The organism is Microcoleus sp. CAWBG27, assembly GCF_020883145.1.
Taxonomy (GTDB): domain Bacteria; phylum Cyanobacteriota; class Cyanobacteriia; order Cyanobacteriales; family Microcoleaceae; genus Microcoleus.
In genome coordinates, this window is record NZ_JAHREU010000120.1 from 1 (window position 1) to 10,051 (window position 10,051).

Here is a 10,051-nt window from a genome sequence, read left to right on the forward strand (position 1 = left end):
GCTGCACTTGCGGTCTGGGACTAGGGATGAACCGCACCCAGATGTGTATCCAGTTATGATGACTTTGTAGTCATCCTAGCCATCCCCTAAGTATCGTTACTCAGTTTCGGCTAAACGAATCGCACGAATGCAATTCAAGTATATTGATGTTCATCAATTACCAATTACCAATTACCAATTAAAAAAATATTATGTCAACCCTAATCCTAACACGCATTTTCATAGCAGCGGCAGCCGTATTCGGAGGTTTTTCGGTTGCGGGCGGGGCTTTTGCCTCCCATGCTTTGAAAAATCAATTGACCGATCGCGCTTTAGGCATTTTTGAGACCGGCGCCCGCTATCAAATGTACCACGCCCTGGCTCTATTACTGGTCGCTTTATTATTAAGCCGCGCCCCAGAGTCTCAAACCTTTTTTGCAGTGGCTGGATGGGCTTTTATTGTCGGTACGATAGTCTTTTCAGGTAGTTTGTACGCCCTGAGTTTGACTGACATCAAATGGCTGGGTGCAGTTACGCCTGTGGGCGGAGTTGCTTTTATTGTCGGTTGGGGCTGTTTGGCTGTTGCAGCTTGGAGTTTTAAATAGAGATTGGCAATTATCAATGCCAAATCCTTCCGCGAGAGCTCCGCTTTTCGACCCCATGCCCCATGCCCAATTCCCAATTCCCAATTCCCAATTCTCTAATTGTCAAAGACATCGCTGGAAAACATATCTGTCACAGTACGCAAGTAAGGTAAAAATACCATAACATCGGCAGCCGGGAGGCGATCGGATATTTCCCAAAATAAAATTAGCAGCATATCCTGCACTAATTCCCAACTTACATGAAGTCTCGGGTACAGCATCACGCAGATTGGAAACAATTCTTGCTGTACCGGGCGAATGCTTTCTTCCAAAACGCACCAGCACAAATAACTTTGAAAAATCTCGACATCCCGAATGCCAGAAATTTTGACCTGCGGATCGGTCAAATAACCGCTGCTGCTGCGGTATCCTGGATGCTGGGAACTAGCCCGCTCGTACACTGCACTAGCAATCTGAGTTGTCTGCTGCAACAAATGCTGAACAGCTAAGAGAGCTTTTGAATTCGGCGCATGATCCGCCGCAGCATCGTTAATCTCTCCGTGGGGAATGTGCAGATAGTCGTCTATAACTTTTAAGTAGGGTGCAAATTCCGATCGCTCTGACTCCGAAAGGCATCCTAACAAGATTTTGCTAGTGTATTGAAACTCCAACGTCACAAATCCCAGCACTAACGGATCTGTGTCTGAGTATTTCCGTCTCACTTGGACAATATCTTTTCCCACCAGCACTGACAAGCGGAAAACAGGTTCCCTATCGCCGTAAGCGTCTATTGCTTTCCGATATAAGCTGCGAGTGTCGGCGACAATTTCTTCTTGATTAATTAAGCTAGGATCGATCGCGTGTCGCTCTATTTGTTCCCCTAAAAGTGCCTCTACTTTATTCCAAGCTATCTGGCTGGCAACTTTCAGAGTATCTGTCAATTTGTCAACTATTTTGGCTCGATTGCCATCAAAATTGCTGAAATCTCGGCTCTCGGAGATTTGCTGATGTGTTTGGTTTTCTCGTCCCGCTACTGTACTGTAATATTTTTTTGCCCAGCTAACTGCCAAGGAGGAAATGCTAACTCCTTTAGCCCCTGGGATGTTGTGAATGTCCGATTTCGTAATAGCCTGTGACGCAAAACTGTCGCCCTGTTGCAGTTCGTCGGCCACCGATAAAAACTTTGAAGATAGTTGTGAAATGCCAGCCATGAGAAACCTCGTTGTTTTATAAAGCCGTACCCGATAGATTCCCCTAATTTTTAACGTTATTAAATATAATCTTCTGCTTTTATACCCTGACAGTCATCCGCCATTGTGCTTAAAACTATGAGCCATTTGGCTGCACAGCATCCATCCTATATAACTTGCACGTTAATAACGCTATTTATTGTGCGCTCGATCACAGTCACTATGTGATCGTCACCGATTTTTTTCTTTACCTGTAAAGACGGCAAAAATAAATTAAATTTGTCTTAAAAGCTCAGAATTAAACTCTAGTCTGCCTTGAAAAAATTGCTCGTTGAGATATTTTATCTTTGTTTTATCCTTTGTGTCGATCGCCCTAAGTTCTTAAACAATCTAGGCTACATCACGATCGAGCGGTGACTTTGATTGATTTATTTTCCTATATCAAGCCAAAAAAATTAGTCTGACATTTGTGAGGAAAGCTTAACACATTCAACGAGCGGCATTTCTAAATAAATTATTAAATTTGAGAGGAGCATCAGATTTATGTGAATTATGTGAATGCTATTGCCAGCGCGATTTTTTGGTGCTGGTTTTTTGAGCTTTCTCAACCGCCCGCAATCGATCGCCATCCATTCGATCGCCCGCTCGCGCTTCAACTAAACCAGCAGGAGTCCCGCGCTCTACTTGTACCCAGGTGAGCGTCGGGAGGAATGCGCGCGAGTGAAGAGATCCGCCCCGAACCAAAACGATAGCTTGAGATGTCGGAGGGTGAGGGGCGGTCGATGAAGGAGCAAATTATTTTTTGACAACACTTGACCTGATTCTCTTCACGAGATAAGCTCTGATTATAGTTTGTGAAAAACAATGTTCCAGGTAATCACCGCCAAGTTAAAGCTAAATCTGAACGCCGAGCAAAAAGCTCTGGTAGCTCAGACTGCTTTAGCCTACCGTGACGCTTTGAACTATACTTCACAAGTCGCTTTTGATGCGGGCAAAACCAGCAATGGGCTTAAGTTGCAGAAATCTGTCTATAACGAATTGCGCGAAAGATTTGGGCTGGGCGCTCAAATGGCTTGCAATGTGCCTAGACAAGTGTCAGCAACCTACAAAACCCTCTGGACTAAGGTTAAACAATCTAACGATGCTATCGCTAAAGGATACACCAAGAAGCGATACAAAGGACTGGATCGAGTTCCTAAGTACGTTTCTCGGACTTGTACCTTAAACTATCAACGTGACTACTCTTTTAAGACAGAGCAAAGGGTGAGCATTATCACTTTAGCTGGCAGAATAGTAGTGACCTATGATGGCTATAACAAGCATCTGGATTTGATTGTCAGCGGTTCCAAGATTGGGGCAGCCAAGATTGTATATCAGCGCTCTTCTAAAACTTACTATTTAATGGTGAGTATTGAAGTAGAAACTCCTGAAGTTGACCCACTGAAAATAACCAGAGTTTCTGGTGTTGATGTGGGGATGCGCTACCTTGCCGTGGAAACAGACTTGCAAAATAAGTCGAAGTTCTATTCAGGATCGTCAGCCAGACACAAAGCCAATCGCTATCACAAAGCGAGACGAACTCTTCAGCGTAAAGACACTCGTTCGGCAAAGCGCAGATTAATTGCTTTGTCGGGAAGAGAGAGACGGTTTATCGCTGATGTGAACCACCAAATCAGTAAGAAAATTGCTAGAACCAACAGCTTAATTGGACTAGAAAACTTAACCGGAATTCGGGAAAGAACTAAGTCTAAGGCTGGGGATAAAGCTAGTAAAAAGCAGAGAAAAGCAAATCGGAATAAAGCTAAATGGTCATTTGCCGAATTACACGGTTATATCGACTATAAGGCTAATCTGAATGGCTCCTTAGCTACTAAAGTTCCAGCGCATTACACTTCGCAAAGTTGTCCTAAGTGCGGGCATACTTCGACGGGGAATCGTCCGAACAAAGGGCTGTTGTTCCGATGTGAATGTTGTAACCATGAACTTCATGCTGATTTGGTGGGTGCGCGAAATATTGCGATAAGAACGTTGCTTGTCCGGCAAGACTGGACGAGTACGGGGAGCTTGTCAGCATCCCCTGATGTGTCGGGCTGTGAAACTAAAGCTGAGATTCTGCAAAGGTTCTCGGAATTGCGGTGGAGCTCAGATACAAGCCCACATCATAGCGGTACTCCGCTTGATGCTGGGTAGTTGACAACCGGAATCTCGATCGACTCGCCCGATCGTTCCTACACTTTACAAACCCTGGCTAGTTCCAGTCCTCTGTCGGAAGAGGTACCTTGGCTCTACAACGATACGAGTGGGTTTCCATGCCCCACAGGCTATCGATCGTTACAAACAGATAGCCAGTGCATCTTTAAGGCTATGCCTTCGGGTAGGATTAGTAGGACGAGAGGAAGTGGATAAAATGAGCGCCAGCAATTCAACAGAAATCAAGTTCGGAACCGATGGGTGGCGGGGACTGATTGCCCATGACTTTACTTTTGCCAACGTGCGAAAAGTCACCCGGGCGATCGCCAGCTACCTCGAAACCGCTTACACGAAAGACCGCCCAGTGCTAGTATCCTACGATACCCGCTTTTTGGCAGACGAGTTTGCCCGCACGTCGGCGGAAGTCTTGGCAGATTTGGGATGGACGGTGATGGTAGTCGATCGAGATTGCCCGACGCCAGTTATAGCCTACAGCGCCAAGCATCTCAACTCCGCAGGCGCCCTGATGTTCACGGCTTCGCACAATCCCGCACCTTACTGCGGCATCAAATACATCCCCGATTACGCAGGGCCTGCAACCCCGGAAATTACGGATACCATTGTGGCAAATATTACTGGCGCTTCTGATGCCCCAGCCATAGGCAGCCACAACGATAAAATCTCCACTTTTGACCCGAAACCCGAATATCTGAAGTTTCTGTATACTTTGATCGATGTGGAGCGGATTCGCTCTGCTAAGTTGAAGGTGAAGTACGACGCCCTCTATTCGACTTCTCGCGGCTATCTAGACGAAGTTTTGGTACACTGCGGCTGCGATTTGGAAAGTTTTCACACTTACCGCGACGTGCTGTTTGGGGGCGGAATGCCTGAACCCAAGGGCGAACAGTTAGTCGAGTTGGTGGAAGCTGTTAAGAAGGATGCGGCAGATTTGGGTTTGGCTACGGATGGCGACAGCGATCGCTTTGGTATTGTTGATGAGTTGGGTAATGTCTTGACTCCGAATACTGTACTGTTGCTGTTGGCGCGTCACTTGGTTAAGAATAAAGGCTTGACTGGGGCGATCGTCCGTACCGTCGCAACTACTCACTTGCTAGATAATATGGCCGCCAAATACGGTTTAACAATCTACGAAACCGCAGTCGGCTTTAAATACATCGGCGAAAAGATGCGGGAAACAGCCGTGCTCATCGGTGGCGAAGAGTCTGGCGGTTTGAGCGTTTTGGGTCACATCCCCGAAAAAGACGGGATTTTGGCTGATATGCTAGTTGCTGAGGCGATCGCCTATGAAGGCAAACCGCTATCTCAGCTAGTAGAAGAAGCCATCAAAGAAGCTGACGGCCCTCTGTACAACAAACGCTTGGACTTGCACCTAGAAGAAGCGCACAAAGCAGCAGTTTTGGACTCTTTCACCAAAAATCCCCCGACAGAAATAGCGGGTATTGGCGTTAAGGAATTGGGACGCAAAGACGGGATTAAACTGTATCTTGAAGACGGCGGTTGGGTATTGCTGCGGCCTTCGGGAACCGAACCTTTGATGCGGGTTTACATGGAAACCAACTCTGTGGAAAAGGAAACCAAAGTTGCCGAGTACATGGAAAAGGTAATTGCCCAGTTAGAACCTGCTTAACTTTCAATTTATCCTAATGCGGGGTTTTTCTCCTAAGCTTTGAGATTGTAGGGTGCGCGCCGCGCACCTTACCTATTTTTGATAAAATTTGCCAAGCTTGTGAACATTATATCTCTGGTATTCATTCGTTTTCAATTACTTAAATTATCTGCGTCGCATCTGTGTTTATCAGTCTGATATATGCGATTTCTGTACCAATCAAAGACTTATGCAATCGGTCTATTAATCATCAATACTTGTCAGCCACCATTGACAAACAAATCAAAATTATCAGTATTCGATCGCACTTTAAAATTTTTCCATCAAATCTTTTTCTGCGGCATAAACATCCCGTAGCTGTTGTAGCGCCGCCCCAGAAATTGCCGATTTGAGTTTAGCTACCAACAGTCCCCACTCCAACAAACCGTCAACTGACACAGCCTCTTTGAACTTGTGGGTGTAGAATTTAGTCCAAAAAGCCGGTGCTAGCTTGCTTTTCCAGCGTTTGTACCATCTGCCAAAATCTTGCAGGGCGATCGGCCTTACTTCTATAATTGGGGGAAAATCGGCGTAGCTGACAAACCGGCTGATGCCTTTGGCGTGCACGTACACCATGTAGCGGCAGCATTCAATCCGGTAAATCTCCTCTGTTGAGATGTTGAAAAGCAGTGCTACTGTGTCTTCTGTGACAAATCTCGCCAGCGGATGCAGGACGGGAGATTTATGAATTATCTTGGATTCTGCGATCGTCCGCGATTTTGCCGAAGTTTCTGATATCATGGCTGGTATACCTCTGGATATGGTAAATACACCTGTCTAGATTAGGTTTAGTAGACGATCGCCCTTTAGTTTTCCAGGCCGGGGGGCGATCGGCTTTTTAGATGAATTTATTCTAAGGTGTTATAGCACCCATTGTCAAGCATGGGTTTAGTAAGAATTAAAGTCAGAGAACTAGCTGCCGAAAAAGGCTGGACATTCAAGGAAGTTTCAGAACGTTCTGGGGTGGTGTACAACACTGTCAAGCATTATGCCCGCACTCCAGGGCTGACTACGGTTGATTTTACTTGTCTGCGGAAATTAGCTCGCACTTTTGATGTGATGATTGAGGATTTGGTTGAGGTTTTGGAAGAGTAGCCGATTTGCCACAATTTTGGCTGATTTTCAGATATCATATTGAGTCAACATTACAATTGCATCAACTGTCAAGCATGGGTTTAGTCAGGCTCAAAATTCGGGAACTAGCGGCGGAGAAGGGCTGGACGCTTAAGGAAGTATCCGATCGCTCTGGGGTAATTTATAGCACTGTCAGAAGCTATGCTCGTCGTCCTGAAATGGCAATGGTAGACTTTACTTGCCTGCGGAGGTTAGCTCGAACTTTTGATGTGATGATTGAGGATTTGGTTGAGGTTTTGGAAGAGTAGGGCGATCGCTTTTTTAGATATCTAATATTAAACGACAGCAGATTGTCATTTGTCAAGTAAGTATGAGCAAAGGCTTAGTGAGGTTGCGGATTCGGGAGTTTGCAGAGCAGAATGGCTGGACACTTAAGGAAGTTTCAGATCGATCGGGCGTTGGTTACAGCACCATCAGAAACTACGCCCAATGTCAAGGCATGACAACCGTTAATTTTGCCTACTTGCACAGGTTGGCTCGCACGTTTGACATAATGATTGAGGATTTGGTTGAGATTATTGAGGAATAGGGCGATCGGCCTTAGTTGTCCAGACGTGAGGCGATCGCTTTTCTGTGTTTTTCACACTATAGCATGATTAACTGTGATTTGTCAAACATTATCGCAATTAATCTAACCAAGGATGCTAACATCAAGGAAAGTTATTCATAGTTGATTATTCTTCGTGGCAAAAACTAATACTGCGATCGCGGTCAGTTCCGTGATTAAGGAAGTCATTCAAAAACAAGCCCAAGCGACCAGACTAACCCAGAAGGAAGTCGTGTACTTGGGAATGCTGGCAATTGATGCACTCGATAAGGAAAGTCGCCAAGAGTTGGCTGACAAGGTGCATCAGATGCAAGTGAATGGCGAGATTTGAACAAAAAGGAAAACCAGGTGGGTGTCCAGAAACCGGGTTTTTTACGAAAATACTTCGTTGCAACAGACAGATTAGGAAAAACCCGGTTTCTTTTATCGCAGTGCGTAACTCCCGGATCGAGAATCTCAAATGGTAGAATTCTCTGGAACTACCAACATCCGCGATTCTATTTCTTCCCAGGTTTTTGCTGGTATTCTCACTGCTGCTTCTTTGCATTGGATAATGAAATAATTGGCAGATAAATAATCTCTCAGCGCCTCTGCTTCTTCCTCAGATAATTTGACTATTTCTGGATTGAGATGGAGTCCATGACACCAGGTATCTAAAAAGCGATCGAAAAATGCTAAGTGTATTTCTTCAGGTTGGTAACCATCAGGCAATTGCTTCTGGAGTTCTTCTAGTTGAGTAATAAGTTCAGTCAAGTTCACATCCTTGAATATTTTAATTTTTTTAAATTCTTGGGCCAACTTGATGGCGTTGGCGATGGCGTCGGCGTAGACGTAGCCGTCGGGGTGGGTGTCGGCGTTGGCGTAGGCGTGGGCGTCGGCGATGGCGTCGGCGATGGCGATGGCGTTGGCGTTGGCGTTGGCGATGGCGTTGGCGTTGGCGATGGCGGAGGCGTTGGTGATGGCGTTGACGTTGGCGATGGCGTTGGTGATGGCGTTGGCGATCGCGATCGCCCCAGCACGTTTACCCACAGGCTTAAAATCACCTTCCGAGCCCTTAGTTGCTGCATCCGCCCACTGTAATAGCCCTCGCAACTTTGGCGTGTTAATGTACTTGTGAGCCTCTTTTTCCATCAACAGCAGCAAGTCATCAGCCCCATTTTTTGAACGCACCAACCCCGCCACCAACACAAATACTTCTCGCCAGCGTTCATCAGAAAGATGACAGGTAACTAACTGCTCAATTAAATTATTATCAGCAATATATTGCGCCGTCAGATATTCCTGAAGCGTCAAATGCGAAAACGAGTAAACATCCTCAGCTCTTTCTACCAAAATTCCCTGTTGAACTGCGATCGCATTCAGCACCGCCTCACCGTCTAAATGCTTCGGTACATTCAAATTAGTTGCTAAAAAAGTTTTGATTTCCTCAACCACTTCTCGCTGCGAAAAAAACAGCTTATCAGTCTCAAATCCAGTATAAGCAATCTCCGATAACAAACTTTCCTCTAACTCCGTGCTGAGTCCTTGATAAATTTCATCTCGCAAAATCCGTTTTTCCGCCGCCCATTCTTCCAACAATATCCGCAAAGCCTTTTTATAAAGAACGCTGCGATTATTCGGAAAGTTTTGCGATATGTCATAATTGAGACAGAGGAAAGTTAGCAATAAAGGCGTGTGCGCTAACTCTTTAGCTGCTGCATATTCTGGCTTTTGCAATAACTCCCAACATTTTTGAGCCGTCCCCGCTTGTTTGTCCACCTCAGACTGAAACCAGTTACCAATAAATTGCTCGATTTGACTGTCGTCAAAGTCTGCAAGTTTGACATCAGTAAAGCGTTGAAAGTTGTTTCGATAAGCAGCGGTGCGACAAGAGACAATGAAGCGATTTTTGTCATAGCGATCGACAAAATTTTGAATTTTACTAATCACCTCATTTGTGTTGACTGTCGGCACTTCATCCAATCCATCCAGCAAGATTAACAGTTTTCCCTGCTCTAATGCCTTAGCGATAAATTGCTCAGAAGAGGGAAAGCCACAAATACTAAACTCTTCAACAATTAATTTTTCTATGTCTATCTGGCTAGATATAAAACTTTTAAGTTCGATAAAAACGGGAATACAATTATGTTTAAAACCGCCTTTGTTGCCCTTCAGTGCTTCCAGTCCTATTTTCCGCAAAAATGTAGATTTTCCCGCTCCTGGCTGCCCTAAAACCATCAAATATTGCTTCTGATTAGCAATCTTTAGCCCTTCTTGCTTCGAGCAATCTTGCTGCTGAAAACCTCGCTTGTTTGCTTGGCGGTAAGCTTCCTCTAAATTTTGGATGGATTCAAAACTACGAATTTGTTGCTCATCCAAAAACTGCACCGCAGTATAAACCGATTCTAATGGCACGGCCTCCCGCATTCCCAATGCTTTCAGAATGCCGTGACGCTTGAAGTAGCGTTTGCCGTAGTCCCCCGATGCCGTGTAAATTAGCTCTTTAGTTTTGTCATCTAGCTTTTTGCCCATCAAACCAAGAAACTTACCACCGCCTTCAAAGACTGACTGGAAAATGGGGAGGGCGATACCGCTAACACAAGCCAGACCAAATGCTTCCAATCCTGTCATGGGAGTATTAATAAGTTTTTTATGAGGCGTTGCTGAATCAAGGTATGAATGCTCCAGGAATGGGAATATCGTCAAACTTCAAGTAATGTATTAATAATTTAATAGAATGCTTGAGCATTTCCTCACATTTAGAATAACAAAGAGTCTTGCG

Annotated in this window: 11 protein-coding genes; 7 read left to right on the forward strand and 4 right to left on the reverse strand. The window is 45.1% G+C overall.

The window, feature by feature from the left end; translation table 11 throughout:
- The first annotated feature begins 191 nt into the window (after window positions 1-191).
- A complete protein-coding gene (locus QZ938_RS32015; protein ID WP_293356339.1) occupies window positions 192-584 on the forward strand; it encodes a DUF423 domain-containing protein in 393 nt (130 codons plus the stop codon).
- 95 nt (window positions 585-679) lie between these two features.
- Here QZ938_RS32015 and QZ938_RS32020 read toward each other — a convergent pair whose 3' ends face one another.
- Window positions 680-1,774 (reverse strand): hypothetical protein, encoded by a 1,095-nt coding sequence (locus QZ938_RS32020; protein ID WP_293356336.1) that lies wholly within the window; start codon window positions 1,772-1,774, stop codon window positions 680-682.
- A gap of 540 nt (window positions 1,775-2,314) precedes the next feature.
- Window positions 2,315-2,497 (reverse strand): hypothetical protein, encoded by a 183-nt coding sequence (locus tag QZ938_RS32025; protein WP_293144847.1) that lies wholly within the window; start codon window positions 2,495-2,497, stop codon window positions 2,315-2,317.
- Window positions 2,498-2,617: 120 nt separating this feature from the next.
- Here QZ938_RS32025 and QZ938_RS32030 point away from each other — a divergent pair, with 120 nt between their 5' ends.
- Window positions 2,618-3,943 carry a transposase gene (locus QZ938_RS32030; RefSeq protein ID WP_293144844.1) on the forward strand — a complete coding sequence of 442 codons (1,326 nt, stop codon included), beginning with the start codon at window positions 2,618-2,620 and terminating at the stop codon, window positions 3,941-3,943.
- Between the two features lie 217 nt (window positions 3,944-4,160).
- Window positions 4,161-5,591: a phosphoglucomutase/phosphomannomutase family protein gene (locus QZ938_RS32035; protein ID WP_293144841.1), complete on the forward strand. Its 1,431-nt coding sequence runs from the start codon at window positions 4,161-4,163 to the stop codon at window positions 5,589-5,591.
- Window positions 5,592-5,879: 288 nt separating this feature from the next.
- On the opposite strand, the gene QZ938_RS32040 is transcribed toward QZ938_RS32035, so the two are convergent.
- Entirely contained in the window at window positions 5,880-6,350 is a 471-nt protein-coding gene (locus tag QZ938_RS32040) for a hypothetical protein (protein WP_293356333.1), read from the reverse strand.
- Window positions 6,351-6,491: 141 nt separating this feature from the next.
- On the opposite strand from QZ938_RS32040, the gene QZ938_RS32045 reads away from it, so the two are divergent.
- The 4 genes from QZ938_RS32045 to QZ938_RS32060 all read left to right on the forward strand — a co-directional run bounded on the left by QZ938_RS32045 (window position 6,492) and on the right by QZ938_RS32060 (window position 7,621).
- Window positions 6,492-6,704 carry a helix-turn-helix transcriptional regulator gene (locus QZ938_RS32045; protein WP_293336188.1) on the forward strand — a complete coding sequence of 71 codons (213 nt, stop codon included), beginning with the start codon at window positions 6,492-6,494 and terminating at the stop codon, window positions 6,702-6,704.
- A gap of 74 nt (window positions 6,705-6,778) precedes the next feature.
- The gene (locus QZ938_RS32050) at window positions 6,779-6,991 is read left to right on the forward strand and encodes a helix-turn-helix transcriptional regulator (RefSeq protein WP_193974409.1); all 213 of its coding nucleotides are present in this window, start codon (window positions 6,779-6,781) and stop codon (window positions 6,989-6,991) included.
- A gap of 62 nt (window positions 6,992-7,053) precedes the next feature.
- A complete protein-coding gene (locus QZ938_RS32055; protein ID WP_293356330.1) occupies window positions 7,054-7,272 on the forward strand; it encodes a helix-turn-helix transcriptional regulator in 219 nt (72 codons plus the stop codon).
- 154 nt (window positions 7,273-7,426) lie between these two features.
- Entirely contained in the window at window positions 7,427-7,621 is a 195-nt protein-coding gene (locus tag QZ938_RS32060; protein ID WP_236506337.1) for a hypothetical protein, read from the forward strand.
- A 125-nt stretch (window positions 7,622-7,746) separates the two neighbouring features.
- Here QZ938_RS32060 and QZ938_RS32065 read toward each other — a convergent pair whose 3' ends face one another.
- Window positions 7,747-9,900 carry an NACHT domain-containing NTPase gene (locus QZ938_RS32065; protein WP_293356327.1) on the reverse strand — a complete coding sequence of 718 codons (2,154 nt, stop codon included), beginning with the start codon at window positions 9,898-9,900 and terminating at the stop codon, window positions 7,747-7,749.
- Window positions 9,901-10,051 lie beyond the last annotated feature (151 nt).